The sequence below is a fragment of the Pseudoduganella lurida genome, assembly GCF_007830455.1.
Taxonomy (GTDB): Bacteria; Pseudomonadota; Gammaproteobacteria; order Burkholderiales; family Burkholderiaceae_D; genus Rugamonas; species Rugamonas lurida.
Genome location: NZ_VLLB01000005.1, coordinates 152,421 through 173,869 on the forward strand (window position 1 = coordinate 152,421; position 21,449 = coordinate 173,869).

Here is a 21,449-nt window from a genome sequence, read left to right on the forward strand (position 1 = left end):
TGCTGTTATCCGGCTGGTTGCCTGTTGGGGATACACGGCGACCGATGGGATGATCTTAATCAAGCGGGTAAATAATTTCAAGGAGGAAACGTGGATTGTCCTTTCTGAATGTCTGTTGTGCGCAACAGCCGGGGGTTACAGCCCGTTCGGACACCAGCGCCAGCATTATGCCGCCGGGAGCTTCTGCTTCGCTTCCTCGGCCGTGAGGATCCACACACGGTCGATGTCCCCGTCGCCATTCACGGTGTAGTTGACGAGGATATTGCTGCCTCGGATCGCGGCGGGCAGCTCCACCATATTGTCCGCATTGAAGATGCGCGCCGCGGGCGACAGCCGCCGCACCTTGCCGTCGATGACGATCTCGGGGAAGTACCCGGGCGTCATCTTGCCGCGGCGTACACCCGGCGGAAATTCGCGCGGATCGGCCAGCGCGATGGCAGGGGCGATGGCCGCCAGCGTGGCGGCAAGGCAGAAGGTTCGACGGTTCATCCCCACAGCTTACACGCGACACCGCCAGCAAGGCCGGTCGGCCGCGCATTCCATTCCTTTTTTGCAATGATCTGCCCCCAAGTTCGTGGTTTCTGTGCGTATCACGGCTGAAACGGGTATCATCCGGGGTTGGCCGTTCCGGCCATTTTCAATCCGGAAAGCATCTGAGCCTGAGGTCCCGGCTCTCACCAATCATCTATGTCCGACATCGAATCAACTGTCCAGCCCGCGGCACCCGCCCAGGTGCGCTTCTCCGACTTCGGCCTGTCCCCCGACATCCTGCGTGCGCTGACCGACCAGGGTTACGAGCACCCGACGCCGATCCAGGCGCAGGCGATCCCCGTGGTCCTGCAGGGGCGCGACGTGATGGGCGCGGCCCAGACGGGCACCGGCAAGACGGCCGGCTTCTCGCTGCCGATCATCCAGCTGCTGCTGGCGCACGCCAATGCGAGCATGAGCCCGGCGCGCCACCCGGTGCGCGCGCTGATCCTCACGCCGACCCGCGAGCTGGCCGTGCAGGTGGCCGAGAACGTGCAGGCCTATTCGCGCCACACGCCGCTGCGCGCCACCGTCGTCTACGGCGGCGTCGACATCAAGCCGCAGGCCGCGATCATGCGCGGCGGCGTGGAGATCGTCATCGCCACGCCGGGCCGCCTGCTCGATCACGTCGAACAGAAGAACATCTCGCTGTCGCAGGTGCAGATGCTGGTGATGGACGAAGCGGACCGCATGCTGGACATGGGCTTCCTGCCGGACCTGCAGCGCATCATCAACATGCTGCCGAAGGTGCGCCAGAACCTGATGTTCTCGGCCACCTTCTCGCCGGAGATCAAGCGCCTCGCGTCGACCTTCCTGACCGATCCCGTCACCATCGAAGTCGCGCGCAGCAATGCCACGGCGGACAAGGTCACGCAGGTGGTCTACAAGGTGAACGAGGAGCACAAGCGCGATGCCGTCGCCCACATCCTGCGCGCGCGTGAACTGAAGCAGGTGATCGTGTTCTCGAACACGAAGATCGGCGCCTCGCGCCTGTCGCGCGGCCTGGAACAGGAAGGCATGAAGGCCTCCGCGATCCACGGCGACAAGACGCAGCAGGAACGCATGGCGGCACTGGAAGCGTTCAAGCGCGGCGAGATCGACGTGCTGGTGGCCACCGACGTGGCGGCCCGCGGCCTGGACATCTCCGACCTGCCGTGCGTGATCAACTACGACCTGCCGTACAACGCGGAAGACTACGTGCACCGCATCGGCCGCACCGGCCGTGCCGGCGCCTCGGGCGACGCCATCTCGATCTATTCCGAGAAGGACGAGCGCCTGCTGGCCGATATCGAGAAGCTGATCAAGCAGACCATCAAGCGCGGCGAGCTGGAAGGCTTCCGGCCCGGCGCATCCGCACCGCGCAGCTTCGAGGATCGTGGCGAACGCCGTCCGCCGCGCCGCGATGCGGAACGTGCCGAACGTGCGGACCGCGGCGCCAGTGCGCCGGCCTCGAATGGTCCGGCCGGCCGCCCCTCGGAACGCGGCCCCCGTCCCGGCGGCCCGCGCCGCGACAAGGTCGATCCGTGGTTCCTGAAGCCTTACGAGCCGGTGCGTTCGAGCAGCCCCGCGCCGGTGGCCACCACCTCGTCCAGCCCGTCGAAGCCGAAGGGCCAGGTGGCGGCCTTGCTGGGCGGTTTGCGCAAGGAGTAAAAGAGCAGCGAGGAGCAGGCAGCTTCGACGCATCACGCTGAAAAAAAAGGCCGCCCGGTTTTCGCCGGGCGGCCTTTTTTGCGTGGAAGGGCAGTCGTTGTTACAGCGCTTCCGTCAGCGCCGTCACCACGCGCTGCAGGTCCGGCTCCAATCCCACCCACAGCGGCAGGCGCAGCAGCCGGTCCGCGATATCGTCCGTGACGGCCAGCGTGCCGTGCGCGCGGCCGTGGCGCAGGCCCGCCGGGGCGCTGTGCAGCGGCACGTAATGGAACACGCTGAGGATGCCCTGCTGCTTCAGGTTGGCGATCACGCGCGAGCGGTGCTCCAGCGAGTCGAGCAGGATGTAGTACATGTGCGCATTGTGCACGCAGCCTTCCGGCACGCGCGGCCGGCGCAGGCGGCCCTGCGCTTCCAGCGGCGCCAGCAGCTCGTGGTAGCGGTGCCACAGGGCCAGCCGGCGCGCCGTGATCGCATCGGCTTCCTCCATCTGCGCCCACAGGAAGGCGGCGATCACTTCGCCGGGCAGGTACGAGGAACCGATGTCGACCCAGGTGTACTTGTCCACCTGGCCGCGGAAGAACTGGCTGCGGTTGGTGCCTTTCTCGCGGATGATCTCGGCGCGCTCGGCATACAGCGGGTCGTTCACCAGCAGTGCGCCGCCTTCGCCGGCGATGATGTTCTTCGTTTCGTGGAACGAGTAGGCCGCCATGTGCCCGATCGAGCCGAGCGGCCGGCCCTTGTAGGTAGACATGATGCCCTGCGCCGCATCCTCCACTACCACCAGGCCATGGCGCGCGGCGATGTCCATGATCGTGTCCATCTCGCAGGCCACGCCGGCATAGTGCACCGGCACGATCATGCGCGTGCGCGGCGTGATGGCCGCCTCGATCTTCGTCTCGTCGATGTTCATCGTGTCGGGCCGCACGTCCACGAACACCGGCACGGCGCCGCGCAGCGCGAACGCGTTGGCGGTGGAGACGAAGGTATACGAAGGCATGATCACTTCGTCGCCTTCCTTCAGGTCGGCCAGCAGCGCGGCCATCTCCAGCGCGGCGGTGCAGGAATGGGTCAGCAGGGCGCGCCGCGTGCCGGTGGTCTGTTCCAGCCACGCGTGGCACTTCTTGGTGAACATGCCGTCGCCGGACAGGTGACCATTGGTGTGCGCCTGGGCGATATGCCACAGTTCCCGGCCGGTCATGAAGGGCTTGTTGAAGGGGATCGGTTGCATGGAAGGTTCCGGTCAGGTGACGATGCGGTGATAGATGTCCTGCGGAGCGTCGAAGGCAAAGCCCAGCGAGGCATACAGGTTCAGGACGGCCACGTTGGCGGCCGAGATGGAGCTGGTGACTTCGGCATGGCCGGCATCGAACAGCGCGGCCGCGGCCAGGTGCCACCAGTGCCGTGCCAGGCCCTGGCCGCGGAACTGCGGCGCCACAGCATGCAGCACCAGCGAAGCGCCGTTGCGGGCGATGAAGCCGGCCGGCACGCCGTCGGCATACAGGCCCCACACGCCGTCCGCCGCGAGCAGCTGCGCCAGCCAGTTGTCGTAGCGGCGGTCGGCGCCGGCCCGGTCCAGCCGGAAGTCGCGGTGGAAGCGCCCGTGCGCGAAGGCGCCGTGGCAGATCGCCAGTAGCGCCGCCGCATCCGGGTGCTGGGTGTCGACGCGCCCGATCGACAGGCCGGCGCGGGCCGGCACGTCGCGCAGCCGCTGGCGCGTGGCGCGGGTGGCGAGCAGCGTGTCGCAGTAGTGGAAGCCGTGCCGCTGCAGCAGCGCCTTGTCGGCCAGCGGATCGACCTTGATCGTCTGCAGGCCCGGCTGGCCGTCGGCCGCGGCCAGTGCCGGCGCCGAGTACTCCGTCAGCTCCCAGGCCGGCATGCCGAAGGCCGCGGCGTCGTAGGGCGAGGGCCTAATCATCGAGCGTTCCCGCATTGGAGGTCAGGCGGCGCACGATGTACAGCGGGCGTTTCTTGGCCTCGTCGAACGCCTTGCCCAGGTAGATGCCGATGATGCCGAGAATGCCGATGATCAGGCCGCCGATGAAGTACAGCGAGATGATCAGGCTGCTCCAGCCCGGCACCGGCGAGCCCTGCAGCAGCGAGCGGCCCAGGATGAAGCTGCCGAGCAGGAAGGAGATGCCCGCCATCGTCAGCCCCAGCCGCGCCGCCATGCGCAGCGGCTTGTCGGAATAGGCGATGATCGTGTCGGCCGCCAGCTTGAACAGCTTGGCGAAGGTGTAGCTGGACGTGCCTTCCAGGCGCTCGGCATGCTGCACGCGGATGCCGGTGGTGGGAAAGCCCATCCACTGCACGTGGCCGCCGAAGAAGCGCAGCTGCTCGCGCATCTTCGTGAAGTTCTTCACGACCTTGCGCGACATGATGCGGAAGTTGCCGCTGTCGCCGTCGAAATCGATGTCGGCCAGGTAGCTGAAGATGCGGTAGAACAGCCACGAGGTGGCGCGCTTGAGCAGCGGGTCGCTGCGTGCGCCGCGCAGGGCCAGCACCACGTCGTAGCCTTCCTGGGCCTTGGCATACAGGCGCGGGATCTCTTCCGGCGCATCCTGCAGGTCGCAGTCCATCACCACCACCCAGTCACCGCGGCAGATGTCCAGGCCGGCCGTGATGCCGTAGTGCTGGCCGAAGTTGCGCGAGAACTGCAGGCCGACCACGCGCGGGTCGGCGGCGGCCAGGCGCTCGATCACGTCCCAGGAACGGTCCGGGCCGCAGTCCTCCACCAGAACGATCTCGAAGTGGGGCGACACGGTCTCGATGGCGTCGCGCAGGCGGGTGTACAGCTCGTCGAGCATCTTCTCCGCGCGATAGACGGGGATGACGACGGAAATCAGGGGAGGGGTCATGCAGGCTCCTGCGGGCCGGCGCTGGCGCGGGCCACGGGTGGTTGGGATCGCTGCGCAGCAGGCGCAGGGGCAGGGACCGGCGCGCGGGCGCGCACCAGTTCCACGCCGCGCATCACGACCGTGCCCTGGCCGCTGGCAAAGACGCGGAACTCCACGGCCTGCAGCGCCTTTGCAGCGCTGAACGTCAGGCTGATGCGCTGCCTGCCCGTGCCCGTCAGGCTCTGGCGGGCCAGCACGTGCTTGCCACCGTCAGCCGTGACGTCCAGCGAGCCGAAACCGGCCGTGGCAGTGCCGCGCGTGTCGATATCGAAGGTGGCGGTGTAGGTGCCGGGCGCCAGCGCGCGGAACGGGCCGAAATACAGCGTCCCCGCTTCGCCGGGGCCGGCAAGCAGGCCGCCTTCGGCCAGCCGGCCGATCTGGTGCGGCGTGGTGGCCGAAACCGGATAGGCGAGCGGCAGGCGCACCAGCGGGTCCCATTCCGGCAGCATCGCCAGGTTGCGCGGGTAGACGATCACCTGCCAGTCCTCGAAACGCAGCACGCGTGACGGCGCGCCAAGGCGTTGCGCCAGCGCGGCAAGGTCGGCCTGCTGCTGTTCGCTGTCCTGCAGCAGGAGGAAGGCGGGCCCCTGGTAGTACTCGCGGGTGTACCACCGGTCCGACGACAGCTTGCGCATCGGCATCGGCAGGCCCTGCTCGAAGTTCACCGCGCGGATACGGACCTGGTGGTCGGCCAGCACCGTCAGCTTGCCCGCGTTCCAGAAGGTGGCGTAGCCGTAGCGCAGGCCGTTGTCGCGCAGGAACGTGGTCAGGCGCGCGCTCTGCGTGGGCAGCTTCAGTGCCGGCGGCACCTTGAAGAACAGCCGGTAGGGGAAGGTATAGCTGACCAGGCTGCTCGTGGCCAGCAGCGTCACCACCAGCAGGCCGGCCACGCGCTCCGGGCGGCGCAGATGCAGGCCATCCACGGCGGCAGCGGTGAACAGCAGCAGCAGGCACACCAGCGACGGCACCAGGTAGCGCACCGCACCGTCCGGACTGGCGCCGTCGATCAGCGTGGTGGTGAGCAGCACCAGCAGGTTCAATCCGGCGGCAGTTACGGCAAAGGTGGCACAGAACAGGCGTCCCGGATGGTCCGGTCCCAGCAGGCGCAGCACCGCGCGCGGCAGCAGCCATGCCAGCGCCAGCGCGCCAAGGAGGCGCAGCACGCGATAGGCGCCCATCGGGCTGGCCACCGCCGAATCCCAGCGCGGCATGCCGTCGAACAGGATCAGGAGTCCCTGCACGGTCAGCTTGATGTTGTTCAGCACGCCGTCATAATCGAGCCACAGCAGCGGCGGGGCGGGGTGGTTGTGGACCGAACGCAGCACGGCTGCATTGAGCAGCGCACCGACCGCGCAGGCGGCCAGGAACAGCAGTGCCGTGCGCCAGTGGCGGCGGGTGTCGCCCCGTGCCGGCGCGGCCAGCTTCAGTGCCGCGGCCGCGCACAGCAGCGGCACGGCGTAGAAGATCGCGCCGCGCAGCGGGTTGGCCCAGAACAGCACGATGGCCAGCAGTGCCGTGCCCAGCGCCCAGAGCCAGTAGCCGCGGCCCGCGCCATGCAATTGCTGCCAGTAGCAGTACAGCAGGAAGGCGCCGCAATAGAACATGGAGCCGTAGGCAGCCTGGCCGAACACGTGTTCCGCCATCAGCACGGAGATACCGCCCGTGAGCACCGCAAGACCGGCCAGCCGAGCCAGGCGCGATACGCCGAGCAGCCCGGTAAAGGTCCAGGCACCGGCCAGGATCAGCAGCGCACAGAGAATATCGGACAGGACATGCAGGCCGATGCCATTCGGCAGGAATGGCAGGAACAGCAGCACGAAGGTGTGCGTGAAGAATACCCACAGGTCGCCATTCGCATAATTCCAGTCACGCGGGAAATACTGCCCCGTTTCGGCGATTTCCTGTGCCAGCTGATTACGGACCGCTGCGTCCGAATGGAAGATCACCTGGTAATCGAAGGCCAGGAAAAACAGCAGCATTGCCAGGTTCACGGCAAGCAGCCATGGCAGCACGCGGTGCGCCAGCTGTCGCAAGTCGGTGGAAGTGGTAACTCTCATTGTTTTAGTTATTCGTGCTGCCGTCACGGCGGTTTCCAGCGGTTTCAATCACCGCATGCCTGGCGGAAAACGCCCGGCAATACGCCGTTTCATGCGGAGTTTCAAAGCCGGCAAACGCGCGCGCAGCCGGAACCGATAACCCGGCAGTATAACACCGGGATTATGGAAATAATAAGCGGGAGGGAGGCCAATAAAATGCGGCCGCGGGTTTTATTATGCCCGCGGCAACAGGAACGGCGCGGTAACGGGCAGGTTGCCGTCAAGGCAGTCGAGGAATGCCCGGGCGCTTTCTGCCCAGGTCAGGCAGGGCATGCCGGCCGAAGCGGGTGCCATGCCCTGCGCGTGCAGATCGAGCCAGCGCTCCAGTGCATCGGCCAGGGAAGCAGGGTCGCCTGCATCGAAATACCAGGCGTGCGGGCCACCCACTTCGCGGAACACGGGCAGGTCGCGAGCGATCACGGGCAGGCCGTGCTGCGCCGCTTCGATCAGCGGCAGGCCGAAGCCCTCGCCAGCGGAGGCGGCCAGCAGCGCGGTGGCATCGCGGTACAGTGCCAGCAGCAGTTCGTCCCCGGCGCGTTCCAACCAGTGCAGCAGGCGCCCCCGGTGCGGGTGCCCGCGCAGACGTTCGGCCAGCCCCTCGACGTTCCAGCCCAGCTTGCCGACGATGACGAGGTTGACCTCCACGCCGCGCTGCCACAGCAGTTCGAAGGCATCCAGCGCCTGCGCATGCATCTTGCGCGGCTCCAGCGTGCCCACCATCAGCAGGGTACGGCGGGCGTGCACGGCATCGAGCACGGCGCCATCGGCCGGTGCCATGTCACGTGCCGCTTCCAGCGGGGGCATGGTCGCCTGCAGGTCGGCGCCAAGCCGGGCATGACCGAGGCGCAGCGGTGCAGTCCGGCGCGGCGGATGGCGCTCGAGCCAGTCGGCCAGGTCGTCCACGGTGGCCTGCGCATTGCAGATCAGGCCGTCCGCCAGCTGCGCGGCGTGGCCGAGCCAGCGCTCGAACCAGGGCTGGGCACCGGCAAAGAACCATTCCGGATGCAGCGCCGGCAGCAGGTCGTAGACGACAAAGTACAGGCGCACGCCGTGGCGGCGCAGGCTCTCCAGCAGTGCCGCGTTGCGTGGAATCTGCTCGGGCGCCAGGTCCAGGCCCAGGAAGATGTCGCCGGCGCGCACGGCGATCGGCTGTTCCGTGCCCGGTGCCGCCGGCGCGAAGCGGCCTTCCGCATCGGCTGCCGGCGCATGGGCATAGAATCCATCCGCGTCATAGACGGGCACCACCCGCAGGCCGGCCGGCGGGGCCGCCAGCAAGGCGCCCAGCACGCCGCGGGTAGCGCGCTGGATGCCGGAACGGGCGTCGGTGCGGATCAGCTCGGAGAGGTCGACCAGCAGCTGCCGCTCGCCGCCCCCGCTGCCGGCCCCGCTACCATTCCCCGTTGGGTGGTCACTGAACATGCTCGGCACCCTCGCTGAACGCGGCCGGCAGTTCTGCGACCAGCCCGTGCAAGGCGGGCGGCAGCAGCCGTGCCAGGGCGGTGGCAGCGGCGGCATCGGCCACGGCGCCCGGCGCCGTCAGCAGCGTGAACTGGGCAATGCCGCGGTTGCTCACGGCGCGGTCAGCCGGCAGTGCGCTGTCCGTGCCGGGCACCAGCAGCACATCGCCGGGCTGCAGCACGGCCACTGCGTCGCCCAGCGCCAGGTCGTCCCGCCCGATCACCGCCAGTGCCTGGCCGCGCGCGTAGCGGTAGCGGCCGTCGTCCAGCCGCACGGGTTCCACGCGCCAGCCCGGTACCGGTGCCTCCAGCAGGCGTTTGAGCAAGGGCGTCACCGGCCCGTCCTGCGCGAGCGTGCCGGTCACATCGACCAGCAACTGGCGCGCCCCGCGCACCGGCGCGTTGGCGGCGATGCTGTCGGCCACCTGCAGCCAGTCCTGCTCGCCCGGCGCCATCGGACAGGCGATGTGGCCCAGGCCGTCCAGCAGCGCCGCGTAATGGCTGTGCCGGCCACCCTGCGCAAACGCTTCGATGGCTGCGTGGTAGAGCTGCGCCACGCGGGCCGGATGGTGTTCGGTGGACATGTAGGCGTAGCCGGCATCGCCTATCGTGCGGGCCAGTTCCGGGTCGCAGCGCAGGCGCGTCATGGCCTCGGCCAGCTCTTCGGTGGTGAAGGCATCCGGCAGGCGGATGGCCACGTGTTCCGGCATCTCGGCCGCGGAACCGTGGCGGTTGATCACCGTGGGGATGGCATACGACAGGCAGTCGAGAATGGTGCCGGACGTCTCACCGCGCGTGCGGGTGCGCAGCTGTACCGCCACATCGGCCGCGGCCAGGTAGGTGCGGTACAGCTCTTGCGAGGCGAAGCCGGTGATGCGGATGCGCGGGTGGCCGGCCATGCGGCCCGTCAGCGCGTCGCCGAACGGGCCCACATGGTTTTCGCCCACGAACACCAGGTGGCACTTGGCATCCCGGTGCAGGGCCGATTCCAACCAAGCTTCCAGGATGCGTTCGTTGCACTTGGTGACCGACAGCAGGCCGAAGCTGCAGACCAGGAATTCGTCGTCGGCGATCCCCAGGCGGGCCCGCGCCGCGGCGCGGTCGACCGGCCCCGGCAGCAGGCGCGGCAGGGCCACCAGCTGCCAGTCGTCGGCGCGCTGCGGACCGTACCAGTGCTGCGCCAGCTCCTTCGAGTGTGCCGAGTGGACGATGATGCCGGCCGCGTTGTCGAGTACCGCGCGGTTGCACGGGTAGGCGTAATACGAGGCTTCGCGGCCTGCATCCCGTTCATGCGCCAGTGCCGCGTAGCCATGCGAGTGGTACAGCGCGCCCGGATAGGCTGCCGGGTCGCCGCCTGCGGCCGAGATGTAGTGCAGCGCGCCGCTCAGGTAGAAGTCGTGCAGCGCCACCACGCCGGGATGCCGCTCGAGCAGGCCGAACATGTGTGCGTGGTAGGCCGAATTGCCGAAGTGGTAGAGGATGCGGTCGTAGCTGGCCGCGTTCTCCTCGAACCAGGCCACGCTGCGCTGCGTGAAATTAGCCAGGATCCAGCGGTCGTTCACTTCGAACTGCTGCTGCACGATCACGTCGATGTCGTAGTAGCGCGCCAATTCCGGCAGCATTTCGCCGCTAGTATCGGCGATGCCGGTGCGTTCCGGCGGCAGCGGCGACAGGTAGGCCAGGCGCGGCCGGCGCGGTCCGGCCACGGGCACGCTGACGGCGGCCGCTGCCATCTGGCGCTCGTGGGCCGCCTCGAAGGCGCCCAGCGCCTTGCGCGCGCTGGCATCCCAGGAGAATTCCTTCGCCTGCACCAGCCCGTGTTCGCACAGGCTGGTGCGGAAGTCCGCGTCCGTCAGCACGTGCTGCATCTTGGCCGCGATGGCCTTCACGCTGGTCGGATCGAACAGCGCGTCGGCCCGGCCGATCACTTCCGGGATGCTGCTGTTGTTCGAGCCGATCGTCGGCACGCCGCAGGACATCGCCTCCAGCGCAGGCAGGCCGAAGCCTTCCTGCAGTGACGGGAAAACGAACAGCGCCGTGCTGTTGTAGAGCGAGACCAGGTCGTCGTCGGACACGAAGCCCGTCATCACCATGTCGCCGGCCGGAATGCCGAACGAACTGGCCAGGGCCAGCAGGCGCTGGCGCTCATGGTCGGGCACGCTGCACACGACGGCCAGTTGATACTGGCGGCGCAGTTCGCCCGGCAGCAGCGAGTAGGCCTCGATCAGGCCTTCGATGTTCTTGCGGTAGTCGATGCCGCCGGTGTACATGATGTACGGGCGCGGCAGGCCGAATTTCTCGCGCAACGCGGCCTCTTCGCCTGCCGTGAGCTGTTTCGGCACGAAGATGTCGTCCACCGCCGACGAGATGTTGACCACCTGGTCGGGCGGCAGCTGCAGCGCGTCGATGGCTTCCTGGCGCGAGTGGCCGGAGATCGCCAGCAGGATCTGCGCGTTCTTCAGGCTCTGCAGCTTGCGGTGGTACCAGTTCGCCACATGGGGATCGGTCAGGTAGGTTTCCTTGCGCACCAGCGGGATCAGGTCGTACAGCGTCACGGCCGTGTTGTGGCGGTGCCGTTCATGCAGCACCGAGACGCAGGCATTCTCGCCCAGCCCCTCGAACAGGCTCGAGACGTGCACCACGTCCGGCGCCAGGCCGGCCAGGTAGGCTTCGCGCACGCGCTCGGCCGCGCGCACCCGCCAGGCATTGGCGACCTGATGCTCCCAGATCGCGTCCGGCAGCTGGTAGGCGCTGATGTGCGACTGCGGCACCAGGCCGTCGAACGTCCTGCGCAGGTTGGCCACGCTGTCCGGGAAATGGTTGTTGACGGCGATGCGGAATTCATGGCTGCCGCCCTGGCGCAGCATGCCCAGTGTCAGGGCCATCGAATAGCGGCCGATGCCGCGATGGGTGCTGGAGCCCTGGCAGGCCTGCAGGTCAAGTACGATACGCATAGAGTCGATTCAGGTAAAAGGGAACGGCCGCGGAAGATCAGCTGCGGCGCTGCAGGTCGCGCAGCACGCGCAGCGCGGTATCGGGCAGGTCGTGGGCGGCGGCGGCCGGCGGCACGTCCGGTACCGGCGCGGGACCGGCGGCACCCGGCTGGCTGCGCAGCAGCACGCGCCGCGCCAGGTTGACGAGGCCGGGGAAGCGGTTGATCTGGCGGCGCACGAAGAACGCCAGTTTCGGGCGCGACAGCACGAACAGCACGCCCCGGCGCAGCACGCCACGCACGATGCGCACCGCCACGCGGCGTGCGCGGTGCGGCTGGCTGCGCAGCCAGTGCCGGGCGCGGCGCGTGAACGTCACGCCATCGCGCAACGGCCGCGTGATGCGCCACGACGTGCTGTCGTACACGCTCCACAGCTGGTGCTGCACGGCCGCGGCGTCGCGCTGGCTGCCTTCGAGTGCCGTCTGCAGCTGCGCCAGGTCCGCGCGGACCTGCGCCAGTTCCGCGCGGACCTGCGCCAGGTCCTTGCGGCTCTCGCCCAGCTGCGCTTCGGCCACGCCGGCCTGGGCGGCCCGTGCGCTGAGCGGCGGGATCTGTCCTTCGGCCTTGGCCGCCCGTTGTGCCATGCCGCCCAGCTCGCCCTGCAGGCGTACGGCCTCCTGTTCGAAGTGTTCCAGCTGGGCGTATTTCTCGCGCCATTCGCGCACGTGCGCCTTGGCCCATTCGCGCGCTTCGGCCGCATCGGCTTCCGCCGCGGCGGTGCGGGTGCGCCATTCGTCGAGCGGGAACGCGTAGTGGTGGCCTTCGCACAGCACGAAGCCGTCGGCCGGGTGGGGCGGCAGCGCCAGCGCCTGGCGCAGGTCGTCGTGGCCGGGTGCCGTGTAGAACACGTTCCTGCCGTCGGCATAGGCAAGCGCATAGCCGGCCGCCTGCAGCTGCGCATCGATGCCGGCGCCGGCATCGGCCACCACGACCCAGGGCCGGCGGCCGGCCAGGTCGAAGCCTTCCAGCACCGCCGCTGCGGGCGCACCGGTGTCGATCTTGAGCAGGTGGATCACGGCCGGTGCATGGGCTGCGCAGACCGCTTCCAGCGTGTCGATGCCGGCGCGACGCAGCAGCACGTCGCGGCCGGCCGCGCCCAGGGCTTCGGCACGCGCCGCGTCGAACGTGGAATCGGGCTGGCCCGGCGTTTCGTAGAAGGGCGCTTCGCCAGGCCGGGCACCGGCGGCCACGGCCAGGTTGATGTCGGCCGGGCGTTCGATGCGCAGGCGCCGCAGCAGGCCCTGGGCCGGTTCCAGGTTGATGCCGTGCCAGCCGGCGTCGTACAGGGCCTGCGTGACCGAGTGCCGGTGCGGGTCGCCCGCGCCCACGTCCACGTAGAAGCCCTGCGGCAGGTGGCGCAGCGCGCGCCACAGCAGCACGTCCTCGAAATTCTCGGCGTAGCTGGTGATGTTCTTGCTCATCGTCGTTTGGCTCATGGTGTCGCGGCCCCCTCATGCAGCACCACCTGCGGATCGAGCCAGGTGCTGCCTTCGAAATAGCTCTGTTTCAGGTTCATCACTTCGAACACGAGCGCCAGGTCGCGCCATTCGTAGTTCGCCAGCAGGTGGTTGTCGGAGCTGTGCAGCGCGGTCGCCACCGAGTAGGTGCCCGGGCCGAGCCGCAGCGGGAAGGCGAAGTCGAACACCAGGCGCCGGCCCGCCTTCAGGTCGCGCACCTGCAGGCCCTTGTGGAAGGTGTTGGTGCCGAAGATGTTCTGGCCCAGCCGGTCCTTGATGCGAAAGCCCAGGGTCAGCTCGGGCAGGTCGGCGTTGATGTCGACCTCCACGCGCAGCGTGACCGGATTGCCGGTGCCATGCACCTCGGCCGGCTGGCCCGCCGCATCGAGCAGCGCGATGGCCGCCACGGTGGCCTCGCCGGTGCCGGAGATGGTGCGCGTCTTGCCATTGCCGTCGGCTTCCTGGCGCACGTTCTCGCCTTCGCGGTCGGCCAGCATGGCGTTGTAGTAATCCATGATCTCTTCCGGCGTGCCTTCCTTGCGCACGCGGCCGGCATCCAGCAGGATCGCGCGGTCGCACACCGACTGGATCGCGCCCTTGTCGTGCGAGACGATCAGCAGCGTGGTGCCCTGCTGGCGGAAGGAACGGATGCGCTCGAAGCTCTTGTGCTGGAAGTAGGCATCGCCCACCGACAGCGCCTCGTCGACGATCAGCACGTCCGGCCGCCGCGCCGTGGCCACGCTGAAGCCGAGGCGCATCTGCATGCCGCTGGAGTACACGCGCACCGGCTGGTCGATGTATTCGCCGATCTCGGCAAAGGCCTCGATCTCCGGCATCAGCGCGTGCAGCTCGTCCATCGTCAGGCCGATCAGCTGGCCGGCCATGAACACGTTCTGGCGCCCCGTGAAGTCGGGATGGAAGCCCATGCCCAGTTCCAGCATCGCCGCCACGCGGCCGCCGATCTGCACGCTGCCGGCGGACGGCATGGCCGTGCCCGTGATCAGTTTCAGCAGCGTGCTCTTGCCGGCGCCGTTGATGCCGATGATGCCGAGCGCCTGGCCCGGTTCCACGGTGAAGTTAATGTCCTGCAGCACGTGCACCACCTGGTGGCGCGGCTTGCCGCCCGGGAGGATCCACTCGAGCAGGCGGGCCCGGTGGGTGGGGTAGCGCTTGTAGGCTTTGCCAAGCCGGCTGACATGAATACGGCCGTTCACAGTTCGTCCACCATTTCTCCCGCACGCTTGCGGAACAGATGCATGCCCAGCAGGCACAGCAGGATTGCCAGCACGGCGGCCGGCAGCAGGCTGCCCCAGTGCGGCAGGGTTTGTTTTACGAGGATGTCCTGGTAGCCCATGATCACCGGCGCCATGGGGTTCCACAGCAGCAGGGGTCGCACGTTCTCCGGCAGCGCGGTGACCGGATAGACCACCGGCGTGAACCAGAACCAGAACTGCAGGCTGATGTTGAAGAACTGGCCCACGTCGCGGAAGAACACGTTCAGCACGCCCAGCACCATGCCCAGGCCGATCGCCAGCAGCACCTGCAGCGCCAGCAGCGGCACCAGGGCCAGGAACGGCCAGCCGGGGAAGTTGCCCGACACCAGCAGGAACAGCGTGAACAGGCCGAAGATGATGCCGAAGTTCAGCAGCGCATTGAGCACCACGATGATCGGCAGGCACAGGCGGGGGAAGTTCAGCTTCTTGATCAGGCCGGCGTTATCGATGAACACGCTCTGGCCCTTGGTGGCGATTTCCGTGAACAGGTTCCAGGTCAGCACGCCGGCGCACAGGTAGATGCTGTACGCGTAGGCCGAGCCGGCGCCCGGCAGGCGGTTGCGCATCACCTGCGAGAAGATCACCGTGTAGACGACGATCATCGCCAGCGGATTGAGCACGGTCCACAGCGCGCCCAGGATGGAATTGCGGTACTTCGATTGGAATTCGCGCTTCACGCTGCCGGCGATGAAGCCGCGGTATGCCGCGATGTTGCGCAGCCGGCCCAGCACGATCATGGCTGGACTCCGGCGCGGCGGGATGGGAAAGGTCGTTGCATGGATGATTTTGTTGTCGTTTGGGCCATAAGCGGGGCGCGCGATTATACTGCACGCGCCCGTGCGATCGCTGTGGATGGCGGGTTCAGGTGGCGCCGTCGACCAGCTTCTGCAGGTCCTGCGGCTTGAGGATGATGAGGCGGTGCGTGTCCTTCTGGATGATGCCCTGCTGGGTCAGTGCCATCAGCGCGCGGGTCACCGTTTCGCGGCTGGTGTTGATCATGTTGGCGATGTCCTGGTGGGTCGGCAGGTTTTCCACCACGTCCGGCGCCCCCGGCTGGCTCTTCTTCATCTGCACCAGGAAGGTGTAGATGCGCCGCGTGGTGTTGTTAATCGAGAGCAGCGAGCGGAATTCCGAATCGCGCTGGATCTTCTCGGCCAGGTGCCGCAGCATCTTGTTGGCCACCGACGGCGCGTGCGAGAACAGGTGCAGCGCTGCCGGCGCCGGCAGGAACGCTACCAGCACCGGGCTCATGGCCACCACCGAGGCGGTGCGCAGCGAGCCGCTGATGACGGCGATCTCGCCGAAGAAGTCGCCCGGTGACAGCATGCGCAGGCCGATCGCGCGGCCGTCTTCCGTCACGTCGATCACCTGCAGCTGGCCGGACAGCAGGAACAGCAGGCCGTCGCCGGCGGCGCCCTTCTGCAGCACGATGTCGCGCTTGGCATGCTGGCGGAAGCGCAGCTGCGTTTTCACGCGGGCCATGTCGTCCTCGCTGAGCTCGGCCAGCAGGGGAATCTTGCGCAGGTGGACCTGGACGTTCTGGGCCGGCACGGGCTCGTCGACCGGCTGGGCTGCAGGCACCTCGGGGGCCACCGGTTGATCGGAATGCGTTGTCATTTGGCTATATTACAGAAAGAAGCGGCCTGCGCCGGTCTGGCGCAGCAGGCCGGTGGCCAGCATCGCACAGCCGATGCCCGCGGCATTGGCCAGCTGGTCGCGCCAGCTGAAGCCCCGTCCCGGCACCAGCCGCTGCAGGCATTCCACCAGCCACCCGGCCACGGCCAGCGCGGCCGCCCAGCACGCAAACTGGCCCCAGCCGTCCGCGATGCGTGCCGCCAGCAGCGTCAGGCCCGCGTAGGCCACGAAATGCAGCAGCTTGTCGTTGGGCAGGGTGGGCAGCCATTCGTTCGGCACGAGACAGCCCGCGAAGACGCACAGCAGGGCAACGCTGAACAATATCATTTCTGGCAGCATGGGGATAAACCGACAACGTAAGCAAATGTAAGACCCATCAGCGGCCTTCCCAGCGCCAGTTCAGCGAAACCTGCCGGCTGTCGTACTGGAAGATCGAGATGTTTTCGTGGTTGCGCGTGGCGCGCCATTCCAGCACCAGCGACTGGTTGGCCGCGAAGCCGTAGGAGAGGGCGGCGCGGGCCGTGCTGGTGCGCTGCTGCCGCGTCACGTCGATCAGGCCGGGCGAATAGGCGCTGTCGCCGTGCCAGCGCTGGCGGCTCCAGTCGAGTTCGCCGTCCAGCGCACCCGCCAGGTTGCCGCGCACCAGCATGCGCACGTTCCAGCCGGCCCGGTCGCCGCCCGGCCGCGTGCCGGTTGCCCGGTCGTCCAGGTAGCCCAGGCTGGCCTGGCCCCAGCCGCGCCTGGCGCGGTAGCCGAGGATGCCGCGCAGTTCCAGCGTGGCAGCGTTGAAGTTGCTGAGGGTGCGGTAGTGCGAGTAGCCCACGCCGCCCAGCAGTGCGAAGTCGACGTTCTTCGGCAGGGCCAGCGGCGGCGTGGCGCGCAGCTGCAGCTGCGCCTGCTCCTGGTACAGCTGGCCGCCCAGCGTCAGCAGGCCGCCCAGCGCCACGCTGCGCATGCGCCAGCCGCCGGCGCGCCACGGGTGCTCCACGCCACCCAGCAGCGACAGCGTGTCGTAGTCGGATACATGGTCGTTGCGGCGCAGGTGCACCTGCACGAAGCCGATGTCGCCGCGCTCGTTCAGGTCGGCCAGGTAGTCGCCCGCCACCACCGTGTAGTGGTCGGCGCGCGGCAGGTATTCCGGCAGCAGCTGCAGCGGCGTGCCGTCGCCGGCGGCAAATTCCGGATTGGCCGCGCCCTGGTTGACGTTGCTGTCGTAGCCGCGCTGCGCCTGTACCGACCAGAGCCGCACGCGCTGGCTGTTGCGGCAGCCCTGCCGGCGCTGTTCCTCGATCAGCTGGCGCACCCCGGGTGGCGGGTCGAACTGCGCCTCGATGCGGGTGAACAGCGCGAGCGCCTCGGCGGACCGGCCCAGCGAGCACTGCAGCATCGCCAGGTCCAGCCACTGGGCCGGGCTTTCCGGGCCGGCGGCGATCATGCGGTCGAGCGCCTCCGTGGCGTCGGCCATGCGGCCTTCGCCGAGCGCGCGCATGGCTTCCATGTACAGGTCCGGGCCCGCGGGCGCGGCGGGAGCCGGCGCTTCCTGGGCCTGCCCGCCCACCGCGAGCAGCAGCGACAACAAGACAAACAAGACGTTCTTCAAATCGTTCCTTTGGCCGCCAGCGCGGTCAATGTGTAAAGCATCGTGAGGCTGTCTCGCCCGCGCAGCACCACCTGGCCGACCGGCGCCAGCGCATGCCGGCGCGCCAGGGCGAACGTACCCGGCCCCACCAGCACGTCGCAGGGCAGGTCGCGCGCTGCCGTTTCCAGCCGCGAGGCCACGTTGACGCTGTCGCCGACGGCAGTATAGATGCTGCGTGCGCTCGAACCGAAATCGCCCGCCATCGCCTCGCCGCTCTCGATGCCGATGCGCACCCGCACCGGCGCCTGGCCCGCTGCCCTGCGCGCTGCGTTGAATCCGTCCAGCGCCGCCATGATCGCCAGGGCCGCACCGAGCGCCTGGTCGGCATGGTCCGGCACCGGCAGCGGCGCGCCCCAGAAGGCCACCAGGCCGTCGCCAGTGAATTTGTCCAGCGTGCCGCCGGCATCCAGCACGGGACCCGTCAGGCAGTTCAGGAAGTCGCGGGTCAGCCGCGCCGCCTGCTCCACCGGCAGGGAGGCCACATGCGTGGTGTAGCCCTCCATGTCGGCAATCAGCGTCGTCACCTGGCAGCGGGTCGGCGCCAGCGGGTCGGCCAGGTTGCTGCGCAATAGTTCATCGACCACGGCGTCGGCGACATACTGGCGCAGCGTGCCCAGCAGCTTGCGCGACTGCTGCTGGGCCTGTTGCCAGGCGAGCGGCACGGCGATCGCCAGCAGCAGCAGGCAGGACAGCAGCGGCCCCACCGGCGAAAACGCCGCATCGTGCGGCACCAGCAGCCACACCAGCGCCAGCCACGCCAGCGCGGCCACGGCCAGCAGCGCCACGTTGGCCCATGCCGCCAGGCGCGGCAGCGTATATAAAGTGAGGCCGGCCAGCAGCGCGGCGAATGCCACCGCCACGGTCCGGCCGGGCCAGGGAGCCGGCGCGCTACCGTCGCGCACGTCCAGCAGCGCGGTGAGCGCCTCGGCATGCACCAGCAGCCCGCTCGTGTTCGGGCTGAGCGGCGTGGCCACCCGGTCCGCCAGGCCCAGCGCGGAGGAGCCGATCAGCACGTACTTGTCGCGCAGCCATTCGGCCGGGACGGCCAGGTCGAGGATGTCCGCCGCCGGCACCACCGTGTAGGCTTCCAGCTGCCGGGCGTAGGGAATGCGGCGCAGTCCATGGCCGCTCTGCATGCCCGCCACCGGCCCGGCACCCGCCACCGCGCCACCCAGCATCGCCAGCGACAGGGCCGGGTAGGTGCGGCCCTGGTAGAAGGTCTGCATCGGCAGGCGGCGCAGCATGCCGTCCATGTCCGGCAGGAAGCCGATATTGCCGAAGCGCGCCGCACCGGCCAGGCCGGCATGGTTGGCCACGAAGCCCCGCGCCGGCACCGCATCGCCGGCGGCAGCCGGCCGTCCGCCGCCCAGCGTGCCGACCTGCAGGCTGCCGCTGCCGTCGAACACGAACGACTGCGGCAGCACCAGCGGGCCGAACCGGCCCAGCAGCGCCAGCCGCTCGTCGCCCGCCGCGTCGGCCCGCTCGGGCAGCACGATGTCCAGCCCGACCACGCGCGCGCCATACGGCCCCACCAGGTTTTCCACCATGTGCGCCAGCCGGTCGCGCGGCCAGGGCCAGGCGCCCGCGCGGCGCAGGCTGGCCTCGTCGATATCGACCACCACCAGCCGTTCTTCCGGCACGGGGCTGGCCTGGGCCCGCACGATCACGTCCCGCAGGCGTTCGTCGCCGGGCAGGGTGGCGCCGGGCCACTGTGCCGCCGCCGCGATTGCGACTGCGAACGCAGCCACGCACCAGCGCGCCAGCAGGGCGGCGGCACCGTCGCGACGGGAGGCACGCAGGAGCTTCATCGACGGGCTGGGGAGCGCAAAATGTTTCGCATAACCTATAAGTATAACCCCCGCACCCTCTCCGCGCCGCCCCATCGGCCCGGCGCCGGCCATGTGTGGCGGGCGTTCCACGCTATAAGCCTTCATTGGTAACATCGCGTAACAGCCATGCGTGTGGTATTTCCTGTGCGTTACAGTTCGGGTGTCGGGATACGTCCGTGCGGATGTGACGGCTGTCACAGCTTTCCCCGCGCAGTGCCGCACAATAGCAAGCTCAAGGAGTCCACCATGCCGTTCCCAATGCCCGTCCACCGCCGTTTTTCCCCCCTGCGTGCCGCCTGCGGCGCCGTGCTGCTTGCTGTCGCGGCCTGTGCCACCCCGGCCTGGGCGGGCGAAGCCGGCCGCGCCGTGTTCGTCAGCGGCGACGTGCGGATCGGCCGGGCCCCGGTGGCGCTCAACGGCGTGGTGCAGGAAGGTGACGAGATCACCACTGGCCGCGACGGCTATATCTATGTGAAGACGGTCGATGACGGCCTGCTGGTGCTGCGCCCTTCGAGCCGCGCGCGCATCGCCGCCTATCATATCGACCGCGAAACGCCCGCGAACACGCGCGTCAAGCTGGAGCTGCTGGAAGGCGTGGCGCGCAGCGTCTCCGGTAACGGCGTCAAGGCGGCGCGGCAGAATTTCCGGTTCAACACGCCCGTGGCGGCGATCGGCGTGCGGGGCACCGACTTCACGGTGTTCACGGACCAGGAAACGTCGAACGTGACGGTGCTGTCCGGCGCGATCGTCGTCAGCGGCTTCGGCGGCAGCTGCCAGCCGGGCGGCGCAGGCCCATGCGAACACCCGGCCAGCCGGGAACTGGCCGCCAGCCAGGCGGGGCAGATGCTGCAGGTGCGCCGCGGCCGCGCCGAACCGAACGTGCTGCCAGGCGGCCCGCTGGCGCCGGATGCGGTGACGCCGCCGCGCGGCGACGAGCCGGGCAAGGGCGCCACCACCCCCGTCGCATCGGCCGAGCCGAGCCTGGATCCGCAGAAGGCCAGCAACGTGCTGCAGCAGGGCCTGACGGTGCGCACGCCCGTGCTGCCGCCCGAGCCGCCGCCGGTGCCCCCGGTGCAGGCGGCCACGCCGGAAGATCCGCTGGTGTCGGCCCCGGCCGAGCAGCCCGTGGTGTCCGTGCCGGTGGAGACGGTGCCGCCGCCCCTGCCGCCAAGCAATCTGGTATGGGGCCGCTGGGCCGCCGTGGCGGGCGCCGCCGGCACGGTCGACGGCACCAAGCTGGTTGCTCAGGGTGCGCGGCTAGTGGGCTCGAACGCGTATTACTCGGTGTACCGCGATGCCAGTACGGAGTACCAGATGCCCCAGTCCGGCGCCGCCGGCTTCTCGCTGAGCCAGGGCGAGGCGCTGGTCAGCACGAGCGGCAGCCTGACCCCGAGCGCTGCGGCGCTGACCAACGGCCAGCTGAACGTGGACTTCGGCGCACGCACCTTCACCACCGGTTTCGACCTGACCACCGGCAAGGACACGTTCCGCCTGCAGGCGGAAGGCAACCTGGGCAGCAATGGCGACATGTCGGCCATCAACCGCTTTACGCCGGCCAGCAACATGACCGTGAGCGGCAGCCTGGGCACGCGGAACGACGCCGCCTATATTTTCACGACGCGGCTGGATGAGCGCCGTACTGCGAATGGCGTGACTTACTGGGTTAAGTGATCATGCTGCAGGTGATCATGCTGCAAGTGATCACGTTGGGAGTGATCTGGCGGATCGAATGGCCACTGAATAAATAGCAGGCGAACGGATGTTTTAAATTCCTGTACTTGCCGATTCGTCATTGACTGAATATCATTATAAAAGCGCCGCATATGCGGCGCTTTTTTTTCGTGCGCCACCCCGGCAGCAGTTCCCCTACACTCATGCGCAAGGCGGGCAGACCCGCTTTAATTCCCCTGAGTCCGCATTGCCTGATTCCGCGATAATGCGGGCCGGTCCACCATGATTACCGGAACGTGATGCTATTGCATTCCAAACAGTCATCTC

At 68.5% G+C, this 21,449-nt stretch carries 16 protein-coding genes; 2 read left to right on the forward strand and 14 right to left on the reverse strand.

Annotated elements, in window-relative coordinates:
- Nucleotides 1–165 precede the first annotated feature (165 nt).
- Nucleotides 166–489: a hypothetical protein gene (locus IP91_RS15485; protein ID WP_229474496.1), complete on the reverse strand. Its 324-nt coding sequence runs from the start codon at nucleotides 487–489 to the stop codon at nucleotides 166–168.
- Between the two features lie 198 nt (nucleotides 490–687).
- Between IP91_RS15485 and IP91_RS15490 the strand changes: the two genes are divergently transcribed.
- Nucleotides 688–2,178 carry a DEAD/DEAH box helicase gene (locus IP91_RS15490; protein WP_145649983.1) on the forward strand — a complete coding sequence of 497 codons (1,491 nt, stop codon included), beginning with the start codon at nucleotides 688–690 and terminating at the stop codon, nucleotides 2,176–2,178.
- A 100-nt stretch (nucleotides 2,179–2,278) separates the two neighbouring features.
- Here IP91_RS15490 and rffA read toward each other — a convergent pair whose 3' ends face one another.
- The 13 genes from rffA to IP91_RS15555 all read right to left on the reverse strand — a co-directional run bounded on the left by rffA (nucleotide 2,279) and on the right by IP91_RS15555 (nucleotide 19,430).
- Nucleotides 2,279–3,406 carry a dTDP-4-amino-4,6-dideoxygalactose transaminase gene (rffA, locus tag IP91_RS15495; RefSeq protein ID WP_145649984.1) on the reverse strand — a complete coding sequence of 376 codons (1,128 nt, stop codon included), beginning with the start codon at nucleotides 3,404–3,406 and terminating at the stop codon, nucleotides 2,279–2,281.
- 12 nt (nucleotides 3,407–3,418) lie between these two features.
- A complete protein-coding gene (locus IP91_RS15500; protein ID WP_199754610.1) occupies nucleotides 3,419–4,093 on the reverse strand; it encodes a GNAT family N-acetyltransferase in 675 nt (224 codons plus the stop codon).
- Nucleotides 4,086–5,033 (reverse strand): glycosyltransferase family 2 protein, encoded by a 948-nt coding sequence (locus IP91_RS15505; RefSeq protein ID WP_145649986.1) that lies wholly within the window; start codon nucleotides 5,031–5,033, stop codon nucleotides 4,086–4,088. Before IP91_RS15505 ends, IP91_RS15500 begins: the two co-directional genes overlap by 8 nt.
- Nucleotides 5,030–7,129 carry a hypothetical protein gene (locus IP91_RS15510; RefSeq protein ID WP_145649987.1) on the reverse strand — a complete coding sequence of 700 codons (2,100 nt, stop codon included), beginning with the start codon at nucleotides 7,127–7,129 and terminating at the stop codon, nucleotides 5,030–5,032. Before IP91_RS15510 ends, IP91_RS15505 begins: the two co-directional genes overlap by 4 nt.
- A gap of 213 nt (nucleotides 7,130–7,342) precedes the next feature.
- Nucleotides 7,343–8,587: a glycosyltransferase family 4 protein gene (locus IP91_RS15515; RefSeq protein ID WP_158643154.1), complete on the reverse strand. Its 1,245-nt coding sequence runs from the start codon at nucleotides 8,585–8,587 to the stop codon at nucleotides 7,343–7,345.
- On the reverse strand, nucleotides 8,577–11,579 hold the full coding sequence (locus IP91_RS15520) for a glycosyltransferase (RefSeq protein ID WP_145649989.1): 3,003 nt from the start codon (nucleotides 11,577–11,579) through the stop codon (nucleotides 8,577–8,579). Before IP91_RS15520 ends, IP91_RS15515 begins: the two co-directional genes overlap by 11 nt.
- A gap of 37 nt (nucleotides 11,580–11,616) precedes the next feature.
- Nucleotides 11,617–13,053, reverse strand: coding sequence for an FkbM family methyltransferase (locus IP91_RS15525; protein WP_145649990.1), 1,437 nt, complete (start codon nucleotides 13,051–13,053; stop codon nucleotides 11,617–11,619).
- Nucleotides 13,050–14,288 (reverse strand): ABC transporter ATP-binding protein, encoded by a 1,239-nt coding sequence (locus IP91_RS15530; protein WP_145649991.1) that lies wholly within the window; start codon nucleotides 14,286–14,288, stop codon nucleotides 13,050–13,052. Before IP91_RS15530 ends, IP91_RS15525 begins: the two co-directional genes overlap by 4 nt.
- Nucleotides 14,285–15,085, reverse strand: a complete 801-nt coding sequence (locus tag IP91_RS15535) for an ABC transporter permease (protein WP_145649992.1) — start codon at nucleotides 15,083–15,085, stop codon at nucleotides 14,285–14,287. Before IP91_RS15535 ends, IP91_RS15530 begins: the two co-directional genes overlap by 4 nt.
- Nucleotides 15,086–15,209: 124 nt before the next feature.
- Nucleotides 15,210–15,965 carry a Crp/Fnr family transcriptional regulator gene (locus tag IP91_RS15540; protein ID WP_145649993.1) on the reverse strand — a complete coding sequence of 252 codons (756 nt, stop codon included), beginning with the start codon at nucleotides 15,963–15,965 and terminating at the stop codon, nucleotides 15,210–15,212.
- 9 nt (nucleotides 15,966–15,974) lie between these two features.
- Entirely contained in the window at nucleotides 15,975–16,304 is a 330-nt protein-coding gene (locus IP91_RS15545) for a VanZ family protein (protein WP_371860623.1), read from the reverse strand.
- Between the two features lie 55 nt (nucleotides 16,305–16,359).
- The gene (locus IP91_RS15550) at nucleotides 16,360–17,571 is read right to left on the reverse strand and encodes a tetratricopeptide repeat protein (protein ID WP_145649995.1); all 1,212 of its coding nucleotides are present in this window, start codon (nucleotides 17,569–17,571) and stop codon (nucleotides 16,360–16,362) included.
- An 8-nt stretch (nucleotides 17,572–17,579) separates the two neighbouring features.
- Nucleotides 17,580–19,430 carry a CHASE2 domain-containing protein gene (locus IP91_RS15555; RefSeq protein ID WP_158643155.1) on the reverse strand — a complete coding sequence of 617 codons (1,851 nt, stop codon included), beginning with the start codon at nucleotides 19,428–19,430 and terminating at the stop codon, nucleotides 17,580–17,582.
- Between the two features lie 267 nt (nucleotides 19,431–19,697).
- Here IP91_RS15555 and IP91_RS15560 point away from each other — a divergent pair, with 267 nt between their 5' ends.
- Nucleotides 19,698–21,122: a FecR family protein gene (locus IP91_RS15560; protein WP_158643156.1), complete on the forward strand. Its 1,425-nt coding sequence runs from the start codon at nucleotides 19,698–19,700 to the stop codon at nucleotides 21,120–21,122.
- The last annotated feature ends 327 nt before the right edge of the window (nucleotides 21,123–21,449 follow it).

Bases quoted from the DNA above. Each gene is read 5' to 3' on its own strand.
- IP91_RS15485 (WP_229474496.1), bottom strand. From the start codon at position 489: ATGAACCGTCGAACCTTCTGCCTTGCCGCCACGCTGGCGGCCATCGCC.
- IP91_RS15490 (WP_145649983.1), top strand. From the start codon at position 688: ATGTCCGACATCGAATCAACTGTCCAGCCCGCGGCACCCGCCCAGGTG.
- rffA (WP_145649984.1), bottom strand. From the start codon at position 3,406: ATGCAACCGATCCCCTTCAACAAGCCCTTCATGACCGGCCGGGAACTG.
- IP91_RS15500 (WP_199754610.1), bottom strand. From the start codon at position 4,093: ATGATTAGGCCCTCGCCCTACGACGCCGCGGCCTTCGGCATGCCGGCC.
- IP91_RS15505 (WP_145649986.1), bottom strand. From the start codon at position 5,033: ATGACCCCTCCCCTGATTTCCGTCGTCATCCCCGTCTATCGCGCGGAG.
- IP91_RS15510 (WP_145649987.1), bottom strand. From the start codon at position 7,129: ATGAGAGTTACCACTTCCACCGACTTGCGACAGCTGGCGCACCGCGTG.
- IP91_RS15515 (WP_158643154.1), bottom strand. From the start codon at position 8,587: ATGTTCAGTGACCACCCAACGGGGAATGGTAGCGGGGCCGGCAGCGGG.
- IP91_RS15520 (WP_145649989.1), bottom strand. From the start codon at position 11,579: ATGCGTATCGTACTTGACCTGCAGGCCTGCCAGGGCTCCAGCACCCAT.
- IP91_RS15525 (WP_145649990.1), bottom strand. From the start codon at position 13,053: ATGAGCCAAACGACGATGAGCAAGAACATCACCAGCTACGCCGAGAAT.
- IP91_RS15535 (WP_145649992.1), bottom strand. From the start codon at position 15,085: ATGATCGTGCTGGGCCGGCTGCGCAACATCGCGGCATACCGCGGCTTC.
- IP91_RS15540 (WP_145649993.1), bottom strand. From the start codon at position 15,965: ATGACAACGCATTCCGATCAACCGGTGGCCCCCGAGGTGCCTGCAGCC.
- IP91_RS15555 (WP_158643155.1), bottom strand. From the start codon at position 19,430: ATGAAGCTCCTGCGTGCCTCCCGTCGCGACGGTGCCGCCGCCCTGCTG.
- IP91_RS15560 (WP_158643156.1), top strand. From the start codon at position 19,698: ATGCCGTTCCCAATGCCCGTCCACCGCCGTTTTTCCCCCCTGCGTGCC.